This window comes from Luteolibacter luteus (assembly GCF_012913485.1).
Lineage (GTDB): Bacteria > Verrucomicrobiota > Verrucomicrobiia > Verrucomicrobiales > Akkermansiaceae > Haloferula > Haloferula lutea.
On the sequence record NZ_CP051774.1, the window covers coordinates 2629453 to 2651896 of the forward strand.

A 22444-nucleotide genomic window follows, 5' to 3' on the forward strand; every position below is an offset into this window, starting at 1 on the left:
TTCCATGAATCGTCGCCGTTTCCTTGGCCAAGCCAGTTGTTCAGCGGTTAGCGCCATTCCGGTATTGAACACCTTGTTGAACCTGCGCCTCGCAAGTTCGATCGCCAATGCCGCGCCCCCGCAACCGGGTGAATACCGCGCACTGGTGTGTTTGTTCATGAGCGGAGGGAATGACAGCTTCAACATGCTGTCGCCGCTGAGCGGGCCGTCTGCGACCCATGCAAACGCGCGGGCCGAGTATGAGAACAGCCGGGGGAACCTCGCGCTGCCTTTGACGGGGCTCCATGAGATCCATCCGCAGAACACGCCCGGCAGGACCTTTGCCGTGCATCCTTCCATGCCGAAGCTCGCCGCTCGCTTCGAGACCGGGGATGCGGCGTTCGTCGCGAATGTGGGGACTTTGATCGAGCCGGTGCTGAATCGAGGGCAGGTGAACAATGCCTCCAAGCGCTTGCCGTTGGGACTCTACTCGCACTCGGATCAGATCGAGCAGTGGCAAACCAGCGTCCCGCAGAGCCGCTCCGGAATCGGCTGGGGAGGCCGGATGATGGACCTGATCAAGGACATCAATCCCAACCAGCTGGTCTCGATGAACATTTCCATGGATGGCAGCAATGTCTTCCAAAGCGGTGTCACGGGAGCCGAGTATGCGGTGAAGCCAAGCATCTCGGCGACCGAAGGCGGGGCCCAAGCGCTGCTCGGCTACGCGGAGGGCTACAGTGCAAACAATCTCACCGATGTGAGCAGCGCCGCGGTGGACAGCATGCTGGCCCGGCAATACAGCCACCTGCTGCAGCAAACCGTGCAACAGAAGCGCCGGGACGCCCAAGATGCCTACGCGATCTATCATGAGGCCACCTTGGGAACCTTGCCTGGAAGCGTGGACTTCCGATTGGTGGCAAACCAAGCACTGGACCTGCCAGCGAACCGGCTGGGACAGCAGCTTCACCAGGTGGCGAAGGCGATCATGGGACGCAGCACGATGGGCGCGCTGCGGCAGACCTTCTTCGTCAACCTCGGCGGCTGGGATCACCACAGCAATACACTGGCCGAACAGGAATGGATGCTGCGAGACGTGGACGATGCGATCGGTGCCTTCTGGGACCAACTGGCGTTGCTCGGCGTGCAGGATCAGGTGACGCTTTTCACCGGCTCGGACTTCGGACGCACGCTCACCAGCAATGACCAAGGGTCCGATCATGCGTGGGGCGGCAACCACTTCATCATGGGTGGCGCGGTGGACGGACGAAAAATCTTCGGCCAGTATCCGGGCCTCGCCTTGAATCCTGAAGGCAACGGGGCGGAGCTGAATCCGCTGGATACCGGACGCGGGCGGATGATCCCGACGACGAGCTGCGACGAATATTTCGGCGAGCTGGCGCTGTGGCTGGGGGTCCCTCCTTCGAGCTTGCATCTGGTGCTGCCGAACGTGGGAAATTTCTTCACACCGGGAGCCACGGGACCGCTGGGATTCTTCGGCTGAGGAAATCGGGTTGTCTCCCCAAGGATGCGCACATAACTTGAAAGCGTGAAGGACCTGACCGGCTACGAACAGAAGATCGATCCGTTGCGCGACGAGTGCCCGGTGCGGGCGGCGCTGGATGTGATCCGTGGCCGATGGAAGCCCTCGATCTTGTGGGAGCTCAATTGCGGCACGAAGCGCTTCTCGCAGCTGCAGGAAGCCTTGCCACAGGTGACGGCGCAGGCGCTGACCGTGCAGCTTCGCCAGCTTGAAGCGGACGGGGTGGTGCGAAGGGAGATCTTCGCCGAGGTGCCGGTGCGCGTGGAGTATTCGCTGAGCGAGCATGGCAAGGCGCTGTCGAACGTGATGGATGAGCTGGAGGAATGGGGAAAGGCCTACATGGAGCGGCAGGGCAAGACGGCAGGCTGATCACATTCCTGTGAGTCACTCACAATCTTCGGACGAAGCAGGATGAGCGGATCGGGCGCATGCTGCGTCCCTATGAAATCGCTTCTCGTCATCAATGCCAGCGGACGCGTGACGCGTTCGATCACCCGCCAGCTTACGGCCCGCTTCGTCGAGCGATGGAAGGAAGCCTACCCGGATGCAGAGATCATCGACCGCGACGTGGGCATCCGCCCGCCGACGCCGGTGAGCGAAGCGTGGGTGGCTGCGTCGTTCAGTCCCGCCGATCAGCGGACACCGGAGATGCATGCCGCGCTGGAGGAGAGCGAAACGTTCATCGAGGAGATCCTGCGGGCCGACGCGATCGTGATGGGTGTGCCGATGTACAACTTCGGGATGCCAGCGCAGATGAAGGCGTGGTTCGACCAGATTGTACGCGTGGGCCGCAGCTTCGACTTCAAGGATGACGAGGCCGATCCTTATTTGCCGCTGCTGCCGTCGAGGCCGGTGGTATTGATCACCGCAACAGGCACTTCCGGTTATGAGCCGGGAGGACTGAACGAGCGCTTCAATTTTTTGGATCCGCATTTGCAGTCGGTGCTGTCCTTCGTCGGGCTGGATAACATTTCGCTGATCCGGGTGGGCTTTGAAGAAAGTCAGGACAAGCGTTTCAAGAGATCGGTGGAGGAAGCGGAGCTTTCGATCGATCGAGCAGCCGGGAAGCTGACCCCTGTCGCCCAACCGGTGAACTGAACTGATTCCTACCGCCATGAATCCTCATCTGAATCTCGTGACGATCCTGGCCTGCGGTTTGATGGCCGGAGTCTTTTTCACCTTTTCCAGTTTCGTGATGAAAGCGCTGGAGAAGATCCCTGCTGCAGAGGGCATCTCCGCGATGCAATCCATCAACGTGTGTGCGGTGAAGTCGTGGTTTCTGCCAGCGTTCCTCGGATCCGGAGTGCTATGCCTGGCAGTGACGGCGACGACCGTTGGGAAGCTGGATCTCCCTGCGGCGCGGCTGATGTTTGCCGGAGCGGTGATCCATTTTGTCGGATGCTTCCTGGTGACGATGGTCTTCAATGTGCCGCTGAACAACGGCCTGGCTGCGGTTTCCGCGAATGCGCCAGCGAGCACGGAGACATGGAGCGACTACCTCTCGCGGTGGACGATGTGGAATCATGTGCGCACGCTTTCGTCGTTCGTGGCGACGTTGCTGTTAGTGATGGGGAGGGCGTGAAGGGATGGGAGGTCCTTCGACCTGTTACGCCTGATAGAAACTGGAAAAATAACAGGCGGGAAGGAGTGAGGATCGAATGCCCAACATGAATATCGAAGTGAGGGAATCCGGGCGGAGTGGAGCAGCGCGTAGAAAGCATGTCGCCGGGAAGTTTGGCGCATGCAAGGGCGGGCTTCTACTGCCAGGGCCGACGAGACGGCAACGGCGGAACTCCTGATCGAAGCCCGCCTCCGTTCTCACGAACGATCCGACACCTCGTGCGGCTCACCTTGTTTCCTCAAACGGGAACCGGCAGCTCGAGGAGGATGTTCTCGACGACCTGGCGCCCGGTGACGCCGGAGAGCTTCGCTTCCGGGGAGATCACCATGCGGTGCGCGATGACATCCGCGGCGACGGCCTGGATGGTTTCCGGCACGACGAAGTCGCGGCCTTCGAAAAGCGACAGCGCCTGGGCCATCTTCATCAGGGCGAGAGATGCGCGCGGGCTGGCGGCAAGCTGCACTTCATCGCGGGTCCGCGTGGAGGACACGATGTCCACGATGTAGCCGCGCAATTCATCGCTGATGCGGACGCCACGCGTCGCCTCAAGCAAGGCCACGAGTTCGTCGCGGTTCACCACCGGCTCCAGCGTGTCGACGGGATGGCGGTGAATCTGGTCGGAAAGGATGGCGCGTTCTTCCTCTGCCGTCACGTAACCCAGACGGCTCTGGATCATGAAGCGGTCCATCTGTGCTTCCGGCAGCGGATAGGTTCCCCGGAACTCCACGGGATTCTGGGTGGCGATGACGAAGAAGAGGCCATCGAGATCATGGCGCTCGCCATCGATCGTCGCCTGGCGCTCGGCCATGGCCTCCAGCAGTGCGGACTGGGTGCGCGGGGAGGCGCGGTTGATTTCGTCCGCGAGCAGGATATCGGCGAATACCGGACCGGGGCGAAAGCGGAACTCCTGGGTCCGGGGATCGAAGATCGAGACTCCGAGGATATCCCCCGGCAGCAGGTCCGGGGTGAATTGCACGCGCTTGAAGCCGGCACCGCCCACGGAGCGGGCGATCGCCTTGGCTAAGGTGGTCTTGCCGGTGCCGGGCACGTCCTCCACGAGGGCGTGACCACCGGCCGCAAGGCAGGCGAGGATATTCCGGAGAGCTGCATCCTGGCCACGCACAACGGTGCGGACGGCATTTTCAAGCAGGCTGGCGGTACGTCGGGCGGAAGGCAGTTCGCTCATTCGGTGGATTTCGGGCGGCTCTCGCGGGTAGCGGCGGAAAGGGTACGATGTTTCTCGTAGATGGACTCAAGTTCGCCGCGTGCGCCTTCCGGAAGGCGGGCGGTCACACGATCCCAAACGCTGCGGTTCAGGAATTCGCGGCTACGCGTGAGCGGGTCGTAGAGATCAATTTCCGGCAGGACCTTCGGGCCTGACGGCGTGGATGCCACCACGATGAGAGGATAGCCATCGGCGGAATCATCCCCATGGGCCGGAGGCACGCGCAGGGATACGGCGGCCCAGCGTCCGGCGCGATGAATCCCAAGGATCTCGCCCTTCTGACGCGGCATGAGCTCGTAGCTGGTCTTCTTCAACAAGCCGGCCGAACCCGCGTCATCATCAAAGCAGGCGGACAACGCGAGCATGCGCGCCCCGTCACCGGCGGCGATGGCAGAGCGCCACTCATCCACCACCTTGCGGGCTTCTTCCTCGCTTGGTGCGGAATCCGCAGGGATCCCGCCGATCCGGACGAATACACCCGCGGACCAATTTCTCTCGCGCGTCTGGACCGCGGTGCCGATCCACTTGCCCATCGCCCCGCCATCCTTCACGTGGGCGAGCGCGGGCGCACCGGAGAAGCCGCTATTCGCGAGCCAGCCCGCCGGACCGCGATGGAAAAACAAGGTCTCGATGGCCGCCTTTCCAGGATCTTGCCCGGAGAACATCTGGATCAGGGCGCAGGCGTCGTCACCTTCTTCGTGCACCTCAAGCAAGATCGGAGAAGCGGCTCCCGCCGGCTGGTGGATGCGCTGCCAGAGCATGGCCGCACGACTGATGGCCTCGACCCCGGCGGACCTCCTCGCCCCGGGATCCATGCGTCGGCAAACTTCTTGGAAAGAAGGGGCTTGGAGCGCGGCCATCATTGCCTGCGCGGCGTCTTGCGCGCTTGGCTCCGGCTTTGCCGTGAGCGTCTCCGCAAGTTTCTCGGGAAGCAGTGCAAGGAGATCCGCATCGTAGTTCTCCGCTTCATCCTCCCGGCCCGGCGACTTCTTCGGAGCCTGGGGGCTGAGCAATTCATGCGGCAGGTCGATGCGCCATGACCCGGCCTTCGATTTCACGAAGGGCAACTGCACGGACTTCGCGCGCGGGCGCAGGGCGAAGTTCGCCGCGGGATCGATCCCCACCACACTCACCACGGCATCCGATTGATTTTCCTCCACCAGCACGATGGCTCGTGCGGCCTCCGGTGCGGCAAGCAGCCGCCACTGGGGATGGGTAATCTCCTTCCGCTGCAGGATGCGGGACAAGATCGGGAAGGCATCATCGAAGTCCGCAGGCCGCGGATTTTCGAGGCCGCCGAGCATCGCGAGCACGGCGGGCAGATCCTTCGCCTGTAGCGCGGCGAGAAAGTCCTTCGCCAGATTCCCGGGCGTGGCCTTATGGAGCTGCTCCGGGCTCTTCACCTTCTTCATCTCATCGAAGAGCACGGAGAAGGCGTCCTCCTTCAAGCGCACCAGCTGGGTGCTCCGGGTGCGGAGCATCCAGTCTTCCAAGCCCTTCATGCGCTTCAGGAAGCCGGGACGAAGGCTGAGCCCGGTGTTGTTGAAAGACGATGGAAGCGGCGCGGGCACCCAGCGGCCTTCGCTCTTCACCAAGCCCACCGCGTGGATCTGCACGCTGTCGGCATCGAAATTCGTGATCTGCGAGACGAGCACCGCGGCGAGGTCGCCATCTTCCCTGTCGGCCACTGCCTTCAGATCGTCCGGGCGCAGGCCCTCGCGAAGATGGGAAATCCTCTTCCGGATCGCTTTCAAATCATCCTCGCTGGTGTCCGGAGAAATCGCGGTCTCGTCCACGAGCTTCGCTTCCGCCTCGCCCGACGCCACATGGCGCAGCCACTCGACGGCGGCTTCCGAAGGGCTCTGCCCCCCATAAGCGATGCCGCCTGCGAGCAGCAGGGCGATGACGGCCGCGGATCTCATAGAGTCTGGTGAAAGCGATCGGACGCCTGCAGCGAGAGCACGAAGCCGGTGAGGAGATCGATGGTGCGCTCGATGTCATCGAGGTGCGCCGTTTCCACGACCGAATGCATGCAACGCAATGGCAAGGATACCAACGCACTGGGAACGCCCTCGCGCATGTGGAAAATCTTGTCCGTGTCCGTGCCGGTGAAGCGGCTGCTGGCCTCATGCTGCACGGGGATCTTCGCCTTGTCCGCAACGTCGATGAGACGCTGCACCACCAGCGGATGGCTGGCGGTACCGTGACTGATGGTCGGGCCACCGCCCAGCTTCACGGTGCCGAACTTGGAATTGTCGATGCCCGGAGTGTCGGTGGCGTGGGTGACATCGAGGCAGACGCAGACATCCGGGAAGAGCCGGTAGGTGGCCATCATGGCGCCGTTTCCGCCGATTTCCTCCTGCACCATGTTCGCACAGATCAGGGAGAAGCCTGGCTTCTTCTTACCCTTTGCGATGCGCTTCAGGACTTGGGCGATGATGTAGCCGCCGATGCGATTATCGATCGCGCGACCGACGAGGCGCTTGTGGGCCAGCTCGGTCGGGCCGTCTTCATAGACGCCCGGGTGACCGACGCGCAGGCCCATGGCGGTGACTTCCTTCGCATTCGAAGCACCGACATCCACCCAGAGTTCGTGGATCTGCGGGGCTTTTTCGTCACCCAAGCTGTCGCGGCGCAGGTGGATCGCGGTATTGCCGATGATCCCCATCACGGGACCCTTGTCGCCTTGGAAAATGATACGACGCCCGCGGGCAGTGGCGGTATCGCTGCCACCGATGCGGTCGATCCGGATAAAGCCATCCTGCTGGATGGTCTTGATCATGAAGCCGATCTCATCGGCGTGGGCGGCGAGCATCACGCTACGCTGGGACTTGCCCGTGAGGGTCGCCCAAGTGGAGCCGTAGGCATCGCAAGCGATCTCCGAGGCGGTCGGCCGGAGATAATCCGCCCAAACGCGCTGGCCGGGCATTTCAAAACCGGTGGGGCTAGGGGTCTTGAGCAGGGTGAAGAGGAAGTCCCGGTCGTCTTTCGTCATCCCCGCCATTCAAGCAGTTGTAGGGCAGAGGGCAATCGGGGAGTGAGGTTTAGCGGACAGAGATCTTTCCTCCAGCCCGAAGCCTCCCATTTCCAAGCGGTTCTCCGGGATCCGGCTACGCCAAATGCTATTTTCACCCATTTCAGGGGACAGCAGGGCAACTTGCCATGCTCACGCCGCCGACCACAGGATGAAGCGTAAACCCATCGATCCCATGCGTACCCGTGTTCCCGCGCTTGCTGCCTTGCTCTTCACTTTTGCGGTAGCCTTGCCGGCGCTGCCAATCGCGGCGCAGGCCGCCGAGGTCGCCGCCTTCAATGGAGGAACGAGCACCTGGCACGATGGTTTCGTCCGCTACGACTTCATCATGAATGTCGAGACGCTGGAGATCTCGCCCTTCAAGGCTCCGGCCGGGGAGAACTTCGCGGTGCGCGATCCGAAACCGGGGACCCGACGCTGCGTGGTGATCGCGCCGAAGAAGGCCGCACCGGGAAATCCGTGGTCATGGCAGGGCTGCTACTGGGACCATGAACCGCAGACCGAGGTCGAGCTGCTGAGGCGCGGATTCCACATCGCCTACATCTCGGCGAACGCGGAGCTGCGACCCGGCAAGGAATGGGACAAGTGGTACGAGTTCCTGACAACGGAGCACGGACTATCGCCGAAGCCTGCCTTCATCGGCATGAGCCGGGGCGGCGAGTATTCCTACACGTGGGCAACGGCGAACCCGACCAAGGTCTCCTGCATCTATGCGGACAATCCGGGAGGAAACGCACAGATGATCGCGGGGCTGGGAGGTCTGGCCGAGAATGACGTGCCACTGCTCCATGTCTGCGGAAGCATGGACCCGCTGCTGGGGAGATTCTCCAATCTGATCGAAACGATCTATCAGCAAATGGGCGGACGGATCTCGGTGATCCTCAAGGACGGAGCGGGTCACCATCCGCATAGCCTGCGTGATCCGAAGCCGATCGCCGATTTCATCGAGCAAAGCGTCCAGGCACGCAGCACCGCGACGCCGGCCTTCGCAGGTGAAAAGAGCCGGAGGAGCAGTTTCTATGGCAACGACATGAGCTATGCCTTCTCGGAAACGGAGGGCACCTCGATCACCAGCCGTGGTGCCCGCTTTACCGGGTGCTATGATCGCTACGCCTTCGAGCTGCCGGAAGTGGAAGGGGCGGTGAATGTGATCGTGCCGAAGAAGGCCGCCGCCGGAACGCCGTGGGTCTTCCGCGCGGGCGTGGTGGAGCGGGACGCGACGGTGGACCTGGCCCTGCTCGCGAAGGGCTACCACATCGTCACAGGCCCCATTTCCTACAACAAGGATGGTGCGGACCTGAAGCACTGGAATGCGGTCTACAAGCATCTCACCGGCCATGGCTTTTCCGCGAAGCCGGTGATGGAAGGTGCAGGCCGCGCGGCCGGTGAAGCCTACGCATGGGCGATCGCGAATCCCGACAAGGTATCCGGCATCTATGCCGAGAATCCGGTGCTGCAGTCCTTCATGTCGGAGGAACCGCTGCTGGAGAACCTGGCACCGCTGGCGACGGCGAAGGTGCCGCTGATCCATGTCTGCGGATCTCTCGACCCAGCCCTTGAGGACCAGACCCGCGCGGTCGAGAAGCGCTACACGGCACTCGGCGGGAAGATCACCGTGATCCTTCAAGAAGGCATCGCCCACTATCCCCTCTCACCCCGCGATCCACACGCGGCCGTGGAGGCCATCACAGGATCGCAGAAGTGAGGTATCTGCAAGGATGGGGACCGGAATGGACTGGATGAATGGGATCTTGTAGCCGAGATCCCTCAGAGCATCTGACGACGGGTTTTACTTCTTGGCGGCGAAGAAGCTGCGGATCTCCGCGCCGATCTCCTTGGCGTGGGTTTCCAACGCGAAGTGCCCGGTGTCATAGAAGACGACCTTGGCATCCGGGTTGTCACGCTTGTAGGCCTCCGCACCGGGAGGAAGGAAGAAGGGGTCATTCTTTCCCCACACCGCAAGGGTGGGCACCTTGTAGGTGCGGAAGAACTCCTGGAACTTCGGGTAGAGCTTCACGTTGTTCTGATAGTCACCGAAGAGATCAAGCTGGGCTTCCGCGCTCTGAGGGCGGTCAAGCATGGCTTGATCGAGCGTGTAGGATTCGGGAGCGACGAGGCTTTCGTCCTTCACGCCATGGACGTACTGCCAGCGGGTGACTTCGGGGCTGAAGAACTTGCGGAGAGCATCGCGATTTTCCTGAGTGGGCTTGTCCCAATAGGTTTTGACGGGCCTCCAGCCTTCTTCCGAAAGGCCTTCGACGTAGGCATTCCCATTCTGGGTAACAATACCGGTGATGCGATCAGGATACTTCAGGGCCAGGCGCAGGCCGACCGGCGCGCCGTAGTCGAAGATGTAGATCGAGAACTTCCCGAGCTTCTGCTGCTCCACGAAGTCCCCCATCACCTTGGCGAGGTGGTCGAAGGTGTACTGGAACTTGGTGTGATCGGGCGCGCTGGAGAAGCCGAAGCCGGGAAGATCCGGGGCCATCACGTGGAAGTCTCCGGAAAGCTCGGGGATGAGGTCCCGGAACATGTGGCTGGAAGTCGGGAAGCCGTGGAGCAGGAGGATGACCGGCTTTCCGGGGTCTCCGGCTTCGCGATAGAAGATATCGGCTTCAGGCAGGGTGACGGTCTTGTAGCGGACCACGGTATTCCCGGGTTCGGCGGCTGCCGGGGATGCGGTGAAGAGCGAGAGCGCAAGGGCTCCGGACGCGAGGATGGATGACGTGTTCATTGGAGTGAATTGTTGTAACCTTCAAAAATCACAAATGACAGTTACTCGATGTCTCCATCCCTGAAACTTGTCAAATCTAATTTTAAAGGTTACAATCGGCACGTGAGCACAGTTGGCCCTGAATTCGTTTTCCTTGGTGAGCATCCGGCCTTGGATTTCGCAAATACCCTCTACGCGCCGCACGGCGAGTTGGAAGACCAGCTGCGGTCCTGGGGCGACATCGTGGAGTGGCTTCGGCAGGCGAATCTCAGCGATGGGACGGCCCTCGAAGCGACCAAGGCCGAGGGCGAGGCGGCCGTGGAAGCGGTGGTGGCGCTGCGAAGAGCCTGGGCGAAGCAGATCGAGGGAATCCTGGAGGAAAAGCCGCTCCGCAAGGAGTTCCTGCAAACCCTGAACGCGGCTTTGGAGAAGGATCTCTTTTCAGAAGCGGTGGTCGCAGAGGACGGGGCGGTCGGGCTGCAGCGGTCCGAGTCAAGGCTACGGGGCAGCGAGCGGGCGCTGGCTATCCTAGCACGCCAGATCGCGGTCTTTCTCACGGAGTGCAACCATGAGTACCTGCGGCAATGCGCGGGACCGGGGTGCGTGCTGTATTTCTACGACACCACGAAGAATCATCGCCGCCAGTGGTGCAGCGCGGCGGCCTGCGGGAACCGGCATAAGGTGGCGGCTTTCCGCGAACGGCAGGCGAAGAAGCGGACTAGCTAGAAATGGAGCAAACCCCGTTCGCAACACCTTTGGCGTTGGCGATGCACCAATGAGGCACCCCGGGTAGGCCTGCGGCCAACCCGGGGCTTTGCTACGATGCCCCTTTGGGGCAAAGGGAGATCGGCTTAGAACCCGAGGAAGTTCTCCAAGATCCGCTTTCCGTCCTGAGTCAGGATCGACTCGGGGTGGAACTGGACTCCGTGAACCGGGTGCTCCTTGTGGCGCAGGCCCATGATCTCGCCCTCAGCGGTCCATGCGGTGATCTCCAGGCAGTCCGGGAGGGTCTCGCGCTTCACGATCAGGGAGTGGTAGCGGGTCGCCTCGAAGGGGCTCGGAAGCCCGGCGAAGACACTCTGCCCCTCATGAAGGATGGGCGAAGTCTTGCCGTGCATGAGGCGATCCGCGCGGACGACGTCTCCGCCGTAGACCTGGCCGATCGACTGGTGGCCGAGGCAGACGCCGAGAATCGGGGTGGTGGCGCCCAGTTTCTCGATGAGTTCGCAGGAGATGCCCGCTTCCGTCGGCGTGCAGGGACCAGGTGAAATGCAGATGCGCTCGGGCTTCAGGGCCTTCACGTCGTCCACCGTCAGCGCGTCGTTCCGCACGATCTTCATCTCCGCCCCGAGCTCGCCGAAGTATTGGACGAGGTTGTAGGTGAAGGAGTCGTAGTTATCGATGATGAGCAACATGGCGGCTTATCCTTCGAGGGTTTTGGCGAGGGCGATGGCGCGGAGCAGGGCCTTGGCCTTGTTCACCGTCTCGTTGTATTCGTAAGTGGGATCGGAGTCCGCGACGACACCGGCACCGGCTTGGACATAGGCCTTGCCGTCTTTCAGCAGGCAGGTGCGGAGGGTGATACAGGAGTCGTGGCCGCCATCGAAGCCGAAGTAACCGACCGCGCCGGCATAGGCGCCGCGGCGGCTTTTCTCGAGCTGGTTGATGATCTGCATGGCGCGGATCTTCGGCGCGCCGCTGACGGTGCCCGCCGGGAAAGTGGCGCGCAGCACGTCGTAGGCACTGTGGGTGTCATCGAGCGTGCCGGTGACATTCGACACGATGTGCATCACGTGGCTGTAGCGCTCGATGATCATGAAGTCATCGACCTTCACGCTGCCGTGCTCGGCGATGCGGCCGACGTCATTCCGGGCGAGATCGACGAGCATGAGGTGCTCGGCGCGCTCCTTCGGATCGGCGAGGAGATCGGCGGCAAGGGCATCGTCCTCCTCGGGAGTCTTACCCCTCCAGCGGGTGCCCGCGATCGGACGAATGTCGATGCGGCCCTCGATGGCGCGGACGTGGACCTCGGGCGAAGAGCCGACCAAGGAGAAATCGCCCAGTTCCAGAATGAACATGTAGGGCGAGGGATTCACATGGCGCAGGGCACGGTAGAGATCCACTGGAGAACGGTGGAAGTCCGCGGCAAAGCGCTGGCTGGGGACGAACTGGAAGACGTCGCCCGCGGCGATGAACTCCTTTCCTTCGAGCACCATCTGCTCGTACTCGGCCTGGGTGGTATTGCTCTCCGCCTTTTCCGGTTCCACGGGAGCGAGGCCATTGAGGGCCGGCACGTGGAGCGGGCGGTTCAGCATTTCCACGATGGCGGCGACCTTCGCTTGGGCAGCGCCGTAGGCTTCCTCAAGCGTGGCGTGATCGCCGGTGAATGCATTCGCGATGATCTGGAGGCGGCGGAGGCGCTGATCGAAGACGATCAGGGTATCCGCCAGCAAGAACACGGCATCCGGGATCCCGAGGTCGTCATTGGCGTGGGCCGGGACAGTGGACTCGAACTGCCGGACCGCGTCGTAGGAAAGGTAGCCGACCAAGCCGCCGCAGAAGGGCGGCAGGTTCCCGTGTGTGACCGGCTTGTAGCCCGCCATGTGACGCTCTAGCGCGGCCAGGACGTCGTCCTCCACGGTGACCTTTTCGACGGAGGAACCTTCGCGGATCGTCAGATCCTTGCCGCGGGCCTCGATGACGCGGCGCGGGCCGCTGCCGATGATCGACCATCGTCCGCTCTTATCCGTGCTTTCGGCGCTCTCGAGCAGGAAGGAATGACGCGCGTCGCGCACCTTGAGGTACGCGGACAGCGGCGTCTCGAAGTCCGCGGCAAGCTGGGTGTAGACAGGGATGACATTTCCCTGCCCGGCCAGCTTGGCGAAGGCTTCGAACGACGGTTCGACCGGTAGTGGATTCACAACGCGCGGGAGCATGCCCGCGAACGGCCCGGGCGCAAGTCCCGAGGACAACCGATGGTGCTGAATCCACCGGGCTTAGCGCGGATTTCCCGAAGGACTGCCACCCTCCATGCCGAGGGGGAAATCAGCCACCAGATCCGCCGCGCGAGCGCGCTCGGCGGGGTCGCCGCCCTCTTGGGCGAGGAGGCTGCGGGCGCGGGAAATGGCGTCCCGGTAGGCCGACTCCAGCTTTCTGCCGGGGCCGTAGAGCTCGATCTCGAAGATCGCGTAGCCCCAATTCGAGAGCTCGACGCCTTGGAATTTGAGAAAGCGGGCCTCGACCGGCGGAAAGGAGAGCGGGTCAAAGCGACGCTCCACGGTGAACGTCGAATCGTCGGCAAGGACATTGACCCAAGACTCTCCATCCTTGGATGCCAGCATCTTATAGCGGGCTCCGCGCTGGATCTCCCAATGGATCACGGCGCGGTCGAGGGTCTCGATTTTCCCGAGATCCACGGTGAGCCAGCCATCCGGGATCGCCGCGGTGGACCAGCGGGTCGAGAGATCGCCATCGACCGCTTTTCCCGGGGCGAGTTCGGCGCGTCCGAGTTCCCATGAAGACGCGGTAACCGGCTTGCCAAGGGCCAGATTGCGGCCTGCACCGAGCAGGTCCACGGGTCGATCGAGGACCGTGAAATTGTCGATGGCCCCGATGAAGGCGTGGTGATCGCTGCCGATCCGCGCGAGTGGAAGGGCGAAGGTAGTGAGCCGCATGCGGTGGACGAGGCGCTCCACGTGTTCGTCGCCATTCACGTAAAGGCAGGTGCCTTTCGAGTCACCGGTGAGGGTGATGTCGGACCATTGGTCGGCAGGCGGAGCAAAGTCGAAGAGGGTGGTGTCACCCTCTTTCGCAAAGCCGAGCTTGCCACTGCCTTTGGTGTTGAGGGTGAGGGTTCCTTGGGGGGATTCGAGGATGATGGCGTCCGGAGGATTTCCGGGATCCGGCTTCAGGGAGAAAGAGAGGGTGTAACCAAAGCCCTTCGCTTCGAGAGGTGTGGCGACGTAACTTTCGCCGCCTTTCAATTGGAGGGCTTGGCCGGTTTCGCCGGGGATGAAGGCGATGTTCTTCGCATGGCCGGTGCGGTCGTTTCCGGAACGGTCATCAAGGTCGCCGTCGAAGCGATACGTCAAAAGGGAGCCATCCTTCGCGACGGTGGCGGCGGAATAGCGGAGGTTTGCCGCGGGGTCTTCCTTGATGAGGGAACTGCGGGTTTGGAAGGCGGAGTAATCGGCATCCTCACGGGAGCCGCGCCAGCATTTCTCGGCGAAGACCGGCACGGCGGCGAGAAGTCGGTCGGTGGTATCGTCCATCGAGATGCCGTAGGAGGGCGAGCGGTCATTCCAGATGGCGAAGTTCGCGCCATTCATCTGCGGATGATCCGCGGGAACGGTGAGCGCGGGGAATTGGTTCGGCTCCCAGTTGCGGTAGAGATCGGCGGTGTCGAGGTAGTCGCGATAGATCCCGGAGTAGGGCACGATGTAGAGCTTGGCGTCGTCGATGTTCGTGAGGCGGTGGCCGGCGGGCAAGGCGGTGGCGGCATTTCCCCAGCCCCAGTTCCAGAGGTCGATCTGGAGCCGCTTGTCGACGGGGGTGGTGCCGCTGTAGCGATCCAAACCACCCCATGCATGCGCTTCCTTTCCGTAGGCATGCACGTGTGCGAAGATCTCGTTCATCCATGCGCGGAGAAGCTCGCGATCCTCCTGGGTGGAGGTCTCCACTTCATCGGTGCCGATGTGAACCACGGGGCCGGTGAAGGTCGGATGCCGGGGATCGAGATACTCGGACCAGAGCTTCTTCATGAACTCCATGCCCGCGGGATTCCGGAGATCGAAAGCACCGTGGGAACCAAGCTCCGGCCGGTAGCGGAGAATGGCTCCAACGTGGCCGGGACCATTGATCTCCGGGACCACGGTGACGCCCAGCGATTTGCCGAGCTCGATGAGATCGCGGAACTCCTGCTTGGTATAGTGGCCGTCTTTCGCTGCGAGTCCGGGAAAGGTCTCGCTCTCCAAGCGGAAAGCCTGGTCATCGGTGAGATGCAGGTGAAGGACATTCAGCTTGTACCACGCGAGGTCGCGGACGAGGCGGCGCAGGTAGCCGATCGTGTAGAACTTCCGCGAGACATCGAGGGTGACTCCGCGCATGCGGTACTTCGGGAAGTCGATGGCTTTCCCGCAAGGGAAGCGATCATGCGAGGGCGCTTGGGAGAGAACCTGAAGCAGGGTCCTTGATCCACGGAGGATACCGAGATGATGTCGGGCGGTGAGGGTCAGATGTTCGCCCGCTTCGAGGGCGTAGGCTTCTTTGCCCGGCTGGGGGAAGGCGGGATCGAGAACCAAGGCGATGTCTCCCGGATGAGGCTCCCCCTTGGCAACCGCAGGCAAGCTGCCGGTTTGAAGGAGGAGATCATGAGCGACGCCTTCCGCCAGATCGGAGAGTTCGTCGCTGGAAATCAGCAATCGCGTCGCCGGGCCAAAGACTGTCGCAGCTTCCCTGCCCTGCCATTGCTGGAGCGAGGGAATGACCGAGGGCTCCGGATTTTCCGCGGCGTGAAGAAGGCCCGCCCCGAGGAATAGGGAGAAGGCGCAAGCAAGGGAAACGGGAGCAACCACCGCGGGATTACGCCCTTGGACGCACCCGCTCTTCCCCCGAATTTCCAAAAAGGTGCCGGGCATCCTGGCCGGCACCTGCTTTCACTGTTAGCGGGCTCAGCCGTTCAGCTTGGCCAGCGACTTCGGCAGGAAGACGCCATCCTTCCGGATCACCTTGCCGTCGAAGAGGATTTCGCCACCGCCGTAGTCCTTGCGCTGGATGCAGACCATGTCCCAGTGGACTTGGGAGCGGTTGCCATTGTCGGCTTCCTCGTAGGCTTGGCCCGGGGTGAAGTGGAAGGAACCGCCGATCTTCTCGTCGAAGAGGATATCGCGCATCGGGTGCTTGATGGCGGCATTGTAGCCGAGGGCGAACTCGCCGATGTAGCGGGCGCCCGCGTCGCTATCGAGGATCTTGTTGATCTCCTTGTTCTTCCCGGGGGACTCGGCCTTCACGACCTTGCCCTTCTCGAAGGTCAGCTTGATCGAGTCGAAGGGGATGCCCTGATAGATGGTCGGGGCATTGTAGGAAATGACGCCGTTCACGGAGTCCTTCACCGGAGCGGTGAAGACCTCGCCGTCCGGGATATTGTGAGTGCCCGCGCAGACGATGGCGGGGATGTCCTTGATCGAGAAGGTGAGGTCGGTGCCCGGGCCCTTGATCTGCACCTTGTCGGTCTGGTCCATCAGCTTCTTCAGCGCGGTGGCGGCAGGAACGAGGCTCTTGTAATCGACCAGACAGACATCAAAGTAGAAATCCTCGAAGGCCTCGGTGCTCATGCCGGCCTGCTGGGCCATCGAAGGGGTCGGCCAGCGGAGCACGCACCACTTGGTCTTCTTCACGCGCCAATCGATTACCGGGCGCATGTGCTTCATCGCGAGCTTCATGTTCGTCGCCGGGACATCGCTGCTTTCGGCGATGTTGTGGCTGCCGCGGATCGCGATGTAGGCGTCCATGTCCTTCATCTCGGCGAGAAGATGCTTCGACATGATCTTATACTGCTCGTCTTCCGCACCCTTCAGCATCTCGCGGGTCAGGCGGGAATTGTGAAGGCGCAGCACGGGCAGCGCACCCTTGGCGCGGGCCTCGCGGATCAGGGCCAAGCCGATCGATTCCGGCACATCGTAGAGATCAAGGAGGATCTTTTCTCTCTTCTGCAGGGAGGTGGAGTAGCGGACGAGTTGGCGGGCAAGCTGATCGATGCGCGGGTCGTGCATGCGTCTGCTTAGCGAGGCTTTTCCCAAGGCGGAATCCGAAAAGCAGCCGGGGCGCGGTTTTAGATCGGGGCTTGCGAATCGGGTGTGATCTTTTGTCGGGAACTCACCTTGCCGTTCGAGGACGCGCTTGAGCCTTTCGCGCTCTTTTCCGGAAGTTCCACCGCCTCTTTGGAGCCAGTCGAAAGCGACTCCTCGATTCTCAAGCATGCCGTCACATGATCCCTCTTGCGCAGGGCCGCCGGTGCCGCTTCTCCTCCCGCCATGCGTCTCGGCATCCTTGGCTCCGGTTCCGGCTCGAACATGCAGGCGATCCTCGATGGCGTCGCGGATGGCTCGATTCCCGCGACCATTGCGCTGGTGATGACGGAGAACCCGCAGGGCTACATTCTGGAACGAGCAAGGAAGGCCGGCATCCCGACCGCGCTGATCGATTGCCGGGGCTTCAAGTCCAAGTTCCCGGAGGAGGCGCAGGCGGAGACCGCCGCCGCACTCAAGGAAGCCGGAGTCGATGTGGTATGTCTGGCCGGCTTCATGCGGCTTGTGAAAAAGCCCCTCCTCGAGGCCTTCCCGGATCGCATCCTCAATATCCACCCTGCCCTGCTGCCCGCCTTTCCCGGCCTGCAGGCATGGCGACAGGCGCTGGAAGCCGGGGTAAAGGAGACCGGCTGCACGGTCCACTATGTCGATGGCGGGATGGATACCGGGCCGGTCATCCTGCAGGGAAAGGTGCCGGTGCTTGAAGGCGACACCCCGGAATCCCTGCACGAACGGATCCTCGAAGCGGAGCACCGCATCTACCCCGAAGCGATCCGGATCGTGGCGCGGAAACTTGCCGTCCCCGCACCGGGAATGTGATTGCCGGAAATGCGGGGATCTGGAGGATCTGCCCGCCGATGATGCCTGAAACCCAAGCCCTCCGCGCACCGGTCGCCTCATGAAAGACGATCTTCCCGGTGCAACCCAGGAGGAGGTGGCCAAGCATATCCCCGGTCTGGATGGCGTGCGCGGCCTGGCCATCCTGATGGTGATGTTCAGTCACTTCATCAAGCAGGGTGACCACCTGAACGAGAGCCTGCCCCTGCATCGCCTGATCTCCAGCGGCTTCCTAGGGGTGGACCTGTTCTTCGTGCTGAGCGGCTTCCTGATTACCGGTATCCTGGTGGAGGCGAAGAAAAAGTCGCACTACTTCCGTACCTTCTACATCCGCCGGGCCCTGCGCATCTTCCCGCTCTACTACCTCGTGCTGGCGGTGGCCTTCCTCTCCGTCCCGCTGCTTTCTCCCGAAGATGCTCCCAAGCTGACCGGTGCGGACTCTCCGTGGTGGTACTGGCTCTATGCCTCGAACATCGGCATGGCCTTCAAGGGTGACTGGCTGACCTCCCCGACATGGGTCGACCTCGGCCACTTCTGGTCGCTCGCGGTGGAGGAACAGTTCTACATGGTCTGGCCGCTGGTGGTTTTCTTCGTGAACCCGAAGTGGCTCTTCCGGCTGTGCCTGCTGCTGGTGATCACCAATCCTCTGGTCATGGGGTGGCTCTACCTAACCATCGGCGACCAGGCCACCTACACCTCCACGCTCAGCCGCACCGGCCTGCTGGCGGCAGGGGGCCTGCTGGCGGTGGTCTGGAAGAATCCGGCCCGGAAGCCGCGCTGGATGAGGATGGCGCTTCCTGTCTTTTGCCTGTCGGGACTGCTGCTGCTGCTGGACCGGACCTTTTTCGGAAAGCACCTCGCGATGTACGAGCCGCTGATCATGCTGTTCTGCGGAGCCGCCTGCGTCGCGCTCGCTTCGAAGACCACCGGGTTCAGCTTCTTCCGGCGTTTCTTCGAGTCCGATCTCCTCCGCTGGTTCGGGAAATATAGCTACGGGATCTATGTGTACCACCACGCCCTGCGGAGCGTGTGGGTTCATTTCATCTGGGAACGGCTGGCCGTACCCCTGGTAGGTCCGGGCTGGGCGGGAACCGCCATCTACTTCATCGTGGCCACCGCCGCCACGCTGTCCCTCTCCTGGCTAAGCTGGCACTTCTTCGAGGCCAAGATCCTGTCCCTGAAGCGCCATTTCACCTACGATTCCGCGAAGGTTTGAGCCCCGGCAACTGCGGCAGGATCTGATCTGCCATCTTGCGGTGGGTCTCGACCGTGGGATGACCGTCCGCCACATAGCCGCCGGGAAACTCGTCGAACGTGGCATAGGTCACACGCGGGCTGCCGAGCTCGGTCACCACCCGGCCGATCTGCTCACGAGCCCAAGGCGTGTAGGGCGAAAGCGCCACGATCCGCGCCTGAGGATGGGCGGCGCGTACGGTATCGATCAGGCGGCGATATTCCCGGCGGAAATTGGCGGAGTCCTTTTCCCGGATGCTGCCGTCCTTCCGCGCCAGACCGGTGCGGTCATTCAGGCCGAGGGAAATCACCACCAGATCCGGAGTCCAGCAGCTGAAGTCCCAGCGCGGACTCCGCTCGTCCATGAGCGTGCGCCCATAGCGCTCGACCATCGCACTGGAACGGCTGCCCTGCCAATCGCAGAGCACCCCGTTTCCGGAACGACAGACGGTGACGTACTCCGCATCCAGATCCCGGGCGATCATCGCGGCATAGCCTTTCTCGGAATCGGTGACGGCGAACTTCCTTTCCCAAGGCAAGGTCGGCGCGGTCGCTTCATTTCCCTCCGCAGCCGTGAAGGAATCGCCAATGAACTCGATCTTGAGGCGTGGCTGCGAACGCTCGTCGATGAGGCGGGAACCCTCATCCAGGGCAAATCGGGAAATCTCGGTGGGCCGGGCGAAGGAAATATTCCGCCTCGCCAGCCGGAGACTGTGAGACCCCGGAGAGAGCCCTTTTGCCAAGGTGACCCAGCCCGCGTTCCCGGGACCTCGCACGACCCGCTGGAACTCCCCGTCGATGTGGACATTGAAGTAATTTCCCGGGTCGTCGATTTGCACCGCGATCGAGCGTCCGGTGAAGCCGGTGCTGAGGTAAAATCCCGGCCATGAGGCCCGCCGGTCCCCGTCCGCCGTCTCCTCCCAGCGCCCGACGTAGTGAACCGCGGGGTGGGAGGCAGGGAATTCCGCGCGCTTTTCCGGTGGACCGTGGACCAGCTTGCAGGAGCTGAGGGCGAGCGCCGCAGCAGCCGGGATAAAGGAAAGCCAACGCATGCGCGCGGATCTTTGGGGGGCCGGGAAGCCCCCCGACAACCGCAAAATTCCCGTATTTCTCCCGGCTTGAAACCCCGGCCGGGGGCCGCTAGCGTCCGCCGCCCCGGTCCCTATGCCAAAAGTCCACATCCGCACCTACGGTTGCCAAATGAACGAACGCGACTCCGAACAAGTCGCGCAGATGTTCAGCGAAGGCGGCTACACGGTCACCCCCGTGGAAGCGGAGGCAGATGCCATCCTCGTGAATACCTGCTCGGTCCGTGACCAGGCCGAGCAGAAGGCGCTGGGAAAAATGGGGAACATGGGCAGCTACCGGCGGAACAAGCCCCACGTGGTCTTCGGCTTCATGGGCTGCATGGCCCAGAGCCGCGGCCCGGAGCTCTTCGAGCGGATCCCTCACCTGGACGTGGTGGTGGGCACGCAGAAGTACCACAAGGTTTTCGAGTATGTGGACACCATCCTCCAGCGCCGCTTGCAGCGCCGGATGGATGAGCTGGAACTCTCCCTCACCGGTGAAAGCGTCTGCGACGTGGAGGAGGAAGCAGGTTCGCAGAACACGATCCGCGACCATATCCCAAAGGATCTCAACGCCTCCGCCTTCGTTTCGATCATGCAGGGCTGCAACATGCGCTGCTCCTTCTGCATCGTGCCGGATACCCGCGGAAAAGAACGCGGTCGCCCGATCCAGGAGATCGTGGAGGAAGTGAAGCGCCTGCGCGATCACGGCGTGAAGGAGATCACGCTGCTGGGACAAATCGTGAACCTCTACGGTCGCACGGAGTTCGAGAAGGTGGATGGCAAGTCGCCCTTCGTGCAACTCCTCGAGCAGGTGCATGCGGTCGAGGGCATCGAGCGCATCCGCTTCACCTCGCCTCACCCGATCGGCTATCGCGACGATCTGGTCGCCGCCTTCACCTACCTGCCGAAGCTTTGCTCGCACATCCACTTTCCGATGCAGAGCGGATCCGACCGCATCCTCAAGGCGATGCGCCGGCCCTACAAGAACGAGAAGTTCGTGGAGATCTGCGAGAAGATGAAGGCCGCCCGGCCCGGCATCGCGATCACCACGGATATCATCGTCGGCTTCCCCGGTGAGGAAGAGGAAGACTTCATGGCGACGGTGGAAACCGTGCAACGCCTGCAGTTCGACAACGCTTTCGTCTTCCGCTATTCGAAGCGCAAGGACACCCCGGCCGCCGACATGGACGGCCAGCTCCCGGAGCGCGTGAAGGAGGAGCGAAACCAGCGCCTGCTGGACGTGGTCAACGAGATCGCCAAGGCCAAGCACCAGGCCATGGTCGGCACGGTGCAGCGCGTGCTCTGCGAGGGACCCTCGAAGACCAACAAACAGCGCCTCACCGGACGCACGGACACCAACAAGATCCTGATCTTCGACGGTGACGCCCACAAGCTGACCGGGCAACTGCTCGACATCCGCGTGGAGGAGAGCACGGGCTTCACGCTCTACGGCAGCGTGATCTGACAGGGCGAAAAAACCGCGCCGCCCCTAGAGGCGTAACCTCACCGCGACCAGTGCGGCGGCGTGGCGATTCTCCACCCCGAGCTTGGCGTAGATATTTTCCAGGTGCTTCTTCACCGTGCCCGGACTGATCTCCAGCAGGAAGGCGATCTCGGCATTGGTCTTCCCCTCCGCGAGCCATCTGAGGACTTCACGTTCCCGCATGCTGAGAGGGACATCCTCCAAGCTCGCGTCCTCGCCCAGGGATCTTGCCAAACGCTGCTGGACTTGAAGGCGGGAGAAAACCTCCCGCACGTGCGGTTCAAGCAAGGCTAACAAGCCCCGTTCGTTAGCAGTGAAGCCGCGCTTGCCGCGGGAACCGATCAGGCTCAAGCGGCAGTCCTTGCGAAGCGACATGTCCAGCACCAGGCCATCTTCCTGGTCTACCTGGCTGAAGCCCTGCGCGTAGAGATCCGTGAGGTGCCACTGCTTCCGGCTCAGGAAATCCGAGATCGCGCCGACGCTGCCGCGGCATTGCTCATAGACGGGATTCTGGTGCGCGTGGGCATGCAGGGAAGCATTCACCGCGGCCGGCACCGCATCCATGGGATCATAGACCGTGCGGACATCCAGCCCTTGGAAGCCATACCAATCCACCACGCAGATGTCGGCGCTGAGCACCTTGCGCATGGCTCCTAACAGGTGGCTGGAAAACTCCTCGGCACTCCGCGTCCGGTGGACGAGGAGCACCGCCTCATTGAATCTCCCGACTTCCGCACAGGAAAGCGTGCGCATACGCGGGATGATTCGGAATTCCGCGTAATTTGGAAGAGCTAACTTCCAAGGACCGGTGCCTGAACGTCTCAGCCGCCGCAAGGGCCGGACGGGCACGATGGAATGGCCTCGACCTGGGACATGACTCTTTGTTATCAGGAGACACCC

The 22444-nt window shown here is 62.4% G+C and carries 19 protein-coding genes; 9 read left to right on the plus strand and 10 right to left on the minus strand.

The window, feature by feature from the left end; all coding sequences use genetic code 11:
• Positions 1-4 precede the first annotated feature (4 nt).
• The 4 genes from HHL09_RS11100 to HHL09_RS11115 all read left to right on the plus strand — a co-directional run bounded on the left by HHL09_RS11100 (position 5) and on the right by HHL09_RS11115 (position 3104).
• Entirely contained in the window at positions 5-1483 is a 1479-nt protein-coding gene (locus tag HHL09_RS11100; RefSeq protein WP_169454710.1) for a DUF1501 domain-containing protein, read from the plus strand.
• A 45-nt stretch (positions 1484-1528) separates the two neighbouring features.
• Positions 1529-1891 (plus strand): winged helix-turn-helix transcriptional regulator, encoded by a 363-nt coding sequence (locus tag HHL09_RS11105; protein WP_205761024.1) that lies wholly within the window; start codon positions 1529-1531, stop codon positions 1889-1891.
• A 72-nt stretch (positions 1892-1963) separates the two neighbouring features.
• Positions 1964-2620 (plus strand): FMN-dependent NADH-azoreductase, encoded by a 657-nt coding sequence (locus HHL09_RS11110; protein ID WP_169454711.1) that lies wholly within the window; start codon positions 1964-1966, stop codon positions 2618-2620.
• A 16-nt stretch (positions 2621-2636) separates the two neighbouring features.
• On the plus strand, positions 2637-3104 hold the full coding sequence (locus HHL09_RS11115) for an anthrone oxygenase family protein (RefSeq protein WP_169454712.1): 468 nt from the start codon (positions 2637-2639) through the stop codon (positions 3102-3104).
• A gap of 277 nt (positions 3105-3381) precedes the next feature.
• Here the strand turns inward: HHL09_RS11115 and HHL09_RS11120 are convergent, their stop codons facing one another.
• The 3 genes from HHL09_RS11120 to HHL09_RS11130 are packed head-to-tail and all read right to left on the minus strand — an operon-like array spanning position 3382 to position 7363.
• Positions 3382-4329 (minus strand): AAA family ATPase, encoded by a 948-nt coding sequence (locus HHL09_RS11120; RefSeq protein ID WP_169454713.1) that lies wholly within the window; start codon positions 4327-4329, stop codon positions 3382-3384.
• Positions 4326-6290, minus strand: a complete 1965-nt coding sequence (locus HHL09_RS11125; RefSeq protein ID WP_169454714.1) for a hypothetical protein — start codon at positions 6288-6290, stop codon at positions 4326-4328. Before HHL09_RS11125 ends, HHL09_RS11120 begins: the two co-directional genes overlap by 4 nt.
• Positions 6287-7363 (minus strand): M42 family metallopeptidase, encoded by a 1077-nt coding sequence (locus tag HHL09_RS11130; protein ID WP_169454715.1) that lies wholly within the window; start codon positions 7361-7363, stop codon positions 6287-6289. Before HHL09_RS11130 ends, HHL09_RS11125 begins: the two co-directional genes overlap by 4 nt.
• A 214-nt stretch (positions 7364-7577) precedes the next feature.
• On the opposite strand from HHL09_RS11130, the gene HHL09_RS11135 reads away from it, so the two are divergent.
• Positions 7578-9107 (plus strand): alpha/beta hydrolase, encoded by a 1530-nt coding sequence (locus tag HHL09_RS11135; protein ID WP_169454716.1) that lies wholly within the window; start codon positions 7578-7580, stop codon positions 9105-9107.
• A gap of 84 nt (positions 9108-9191) precedes the next feature.
• Here the strand turns inward: HHL09_RS11135 and HHL09_RS11140 are convergent, their stop codons facing one another.
• On the minus strand, positions 9192-10136 hold the full coding sequence (locus HHL09_RS11140; protein ID WP_205761025.1) for an alpha/beta fold hydrolase: 945 nt from the start codon (positions 10134-10136) through the stop codon (positions 9192-9194).
• 102 nt (positions 10137-10238) lie between these two features.
• On the opposite strand from HHL09_RS11140, the gene HHL09_RS11145 reads away from it, so the two are divergent.
• Positions 10239-10841, plus strand: coding sequence for a CGNR zinc finger domain-containing protein (locus tag HHL09_RS11145; protein ID WP_169454717.1), 603 nt, complete (start codon positions 10239-10241; stop codon positions 10839-10841).
• A gap of 125 nt (positions 10842-10966) precedes the next feature.
• Here the strand turns inward: HHL09_RS11145 and HHL09_RS11150 are convergent, their stop codons facing one another.
• From HHL09_RS11150 to HHL09_RS11165, 4 genes are all read right to left on the minus strand, one after another.
• Positions 10967-11530: an anthranilate synthase component II gene (locus HHL09_RS11150; RefSeq protein ID WP_169454718.1), complete on the minus strand. Its 564-nt coding sequence runs from the start codon at positions 11528-11530 to the stop codon at positions 10967-10969.
• A gap of 6 nt (positions 11531-11536) precedes the next feature.
• Complete coding sequence (trpE, locus tag HHL09_RS11155) at positions 11537-13051, minus strand: anthranilate synthase component I (protein ID WP_169454719.1); 1515 nt, start codon at positions 13049-13051, stop codon at positions 11537-11539.
• Between the two features lie 60 nt (positions 13052-13111).
• Positions 13112-15688, minus strand: a complete 2577-nt coding sequence (locus tag HHL09_RS11160; RefSeq protein ID WP_169454720.1) for a family 20 glycosylhydrolase — start codon at positions 15686-15688, stop codon at positions 13112-13114.
• A gap of 96 nt (positions 15689-15784) precedes the next feature.
• Positions 15785-16885, minus strand: a complete 1101-nt coding sequence (locus HHL09_RS11165; RefSeq protein ID WP_169454721.1) for an aminopeptidase — start codon at positions 16883-16885, stop codon at positions 15785-15787.
• Between the two features lie 261 nt (positions 16886-17146).
• Here HHL09_RS11165 and purN point away from each other — a divergent pair, with 261 nt between their 5' ends.
• Positions 17147-17740, plus strand: coding sequence for a phosphoribosylglycinamide formyltransferase (gene purN / locus HHL09_RS11170; protein ID WP_169454722.1), 594 nt, complete (start codon positions 17147-17149; stop codon positions 17738-17740).
• Positions 17741-17819: 79 nt separating this feature from the next.
• Entirely contained in the window at positions 17820-18974 is a 1155-nt protein-coding gene (locus HHL09_RS11175) for an acyltransferase family protein (protein WP_169454723.1), read from the plus strand.
• On the opposite strand, the gene HHL09_RS11180 is transcribed toward HHL09_RS11175, so the two are convergent.
• Positions 18949-20043 carry an SGNH/GDSL hydrolase family protein gene (locus tag HHL09_RS11180; RefSeq protein ID WP_169454724.1) on the minus strand — a complete coding sequence of 365 codons (1095 nt, stop codon included), beginning with the start codon at positions 20041-20043 and terminating at the stop codon, positions 18949-18951. The genes HHL09_RS11175 and HHL09_RS11180 overlap by 26 nt on opposite strands.
• 112 nt (positions 20044-20155) lie before the next feature.
• Here HHL09_RS11180 and miaB point away from each other — a divergent pair, with 112 nt between their 5' ends.
• Positions 20156-21526 (plus strand): tRNA (N6-isopentenyl adenosine(37)-C2)-methylthiotransferase MiaB, encoded by a 1371-nt coding sequence (gene miaB / locus HHL09_RS11185; RefSeq protein ID WP_169454725.1) that lies wholly within the window; start codon positions 20156-20158, stop codon positions 21524-21526.
• Between the two features lie 24 nt (positions 21527-21550).
• On the opposite strand, the gene HHL09_RS26530 is transcribed toward miaB, so the two are convergent.
• Positions 21551-22297, minus strand: a complete 747-nt coding sequence (locus HHL09_RS26530; RefSeq protein ID WP_169454726.1) for a helix-turn-helix transcriptional regulator — start codon at positions 22295-22297, stop codon at positions 21551-21553.
• Between the last annotated feature and the right edge of the window lie 147 nt (positions 22298-22444).

Bases quoted from the DNA above. Each gene is read 5' to 3' on its own strand.
- HHL09_RS11115 (WP_169454712.1), top strand. From the start codon at position 2,637: ATGAATCCTCATCTGAATCTCGTGACGATCCTGGCCTGCGGTTTGATG.
- HHL09_RS11100 (WP_169454710.1), top strand. From the start codon at position 5: ATGAATCGTCGCCGTTTCCTTGGCCAAGCCAGTTGTTCAGCGGTTAGC.
- HHL09_RS11125 (WP_169454714.1), bottom strand. From the start codon at position 6,290: ATGAGATCCGCGGCCGTCATCGCCCTGCTGCTCGCAGGCGGCATCGCT.
- HHL09_RS11130 (WP_169454715.1), bottom strand. From the start codon at position 7,363: ATGACGAAAGACGACCGGGACTTCCTCTTCACCCTGCTCAAGACCCCT.
- trpE (WP_169454719.1), bottom strand. From the start codon at position 13,051: ATGCTCCCGCGCGTTGTGAATCCACTACCGGTCGAACCGTCGTTCGAA.
- HHL09_RS11180 (WP_169454724.1), bottom strand. From the start codon at position 20,043: ATGCGTTGGCTTTCCTTTATCCCGGCTGCTGCGGCGCTCGCCCTCAGC.
- HHL09_RS11110 (WP_169454711.1), top strand. From the start codon at position 1,964: ATGAAATCGCTTCTCGTCATCAATGCCAGCGGACGCGTGACGCGTTCG.
- HHL09_RS11135 (WP_169454716.1), top strand. From the start codon at position 7,578: ATGCGTACCCGTGTTCCCGCGCTTGCTGCCTTGCTCTTCACTTTTGCG.
- HHL09_RS11165 (WP_169454721.1), bottom strand. From the start codon at position 16,885: ATGCACGACCCGCGCATCGATCAGCTTGCCCGCCAACTCGTCCGCTAC.
- purN (WP_169454722.1), top strand. From the start codon at position 17,147: ATGCGTCTCGGCATCCTTGGCTCCGGTTCCGGCTCGAACATGCAGGCG.
- HHL09_RS11150 (WP_169454718.1), bottom strand. From the start codon at position 11,530: ATGTTGCTCATCATCGATAACTACGACTCCTTCACCTACAACCTCGTC.
- miaB (WP_169454725.1), top strand. From the start codon at position 20,156: ATGCCAAAAGTCCACATCCGCACCTACGGTTGCCAAATGAACGAACGC.
- HHL09_RS11120 (WP_169454713.1), bottom strand. From the start codon at position 4,329: ATGAGCGAACTGCCTTCCGCCCGACGTACCGCCAGCCTGCTTGAAAAT.
- HHL09_RS11140 (WP_205761025.1), bottom strand. From the start codon at position 10,136: ATGAACACGTCATCCATCCTCGCGTCCGGAGCCCTTGCGCTCTCGCTC.
- HHL09_RS26530 (WP_169454726.1), bottom strand. From the start codon at position 22,297: ATGCGCACGCTTTCCTGTGCGGAAGTCGGGAGATTCAATGAGGCGGTG.
- HHL09_RS11175 (WP_169454723.1), top strand. From the start codon at position 17,820: ATGAAAGACGATCTTCCCGGTGCAACCCAGGAGGAGGTGGCCAAGCAT.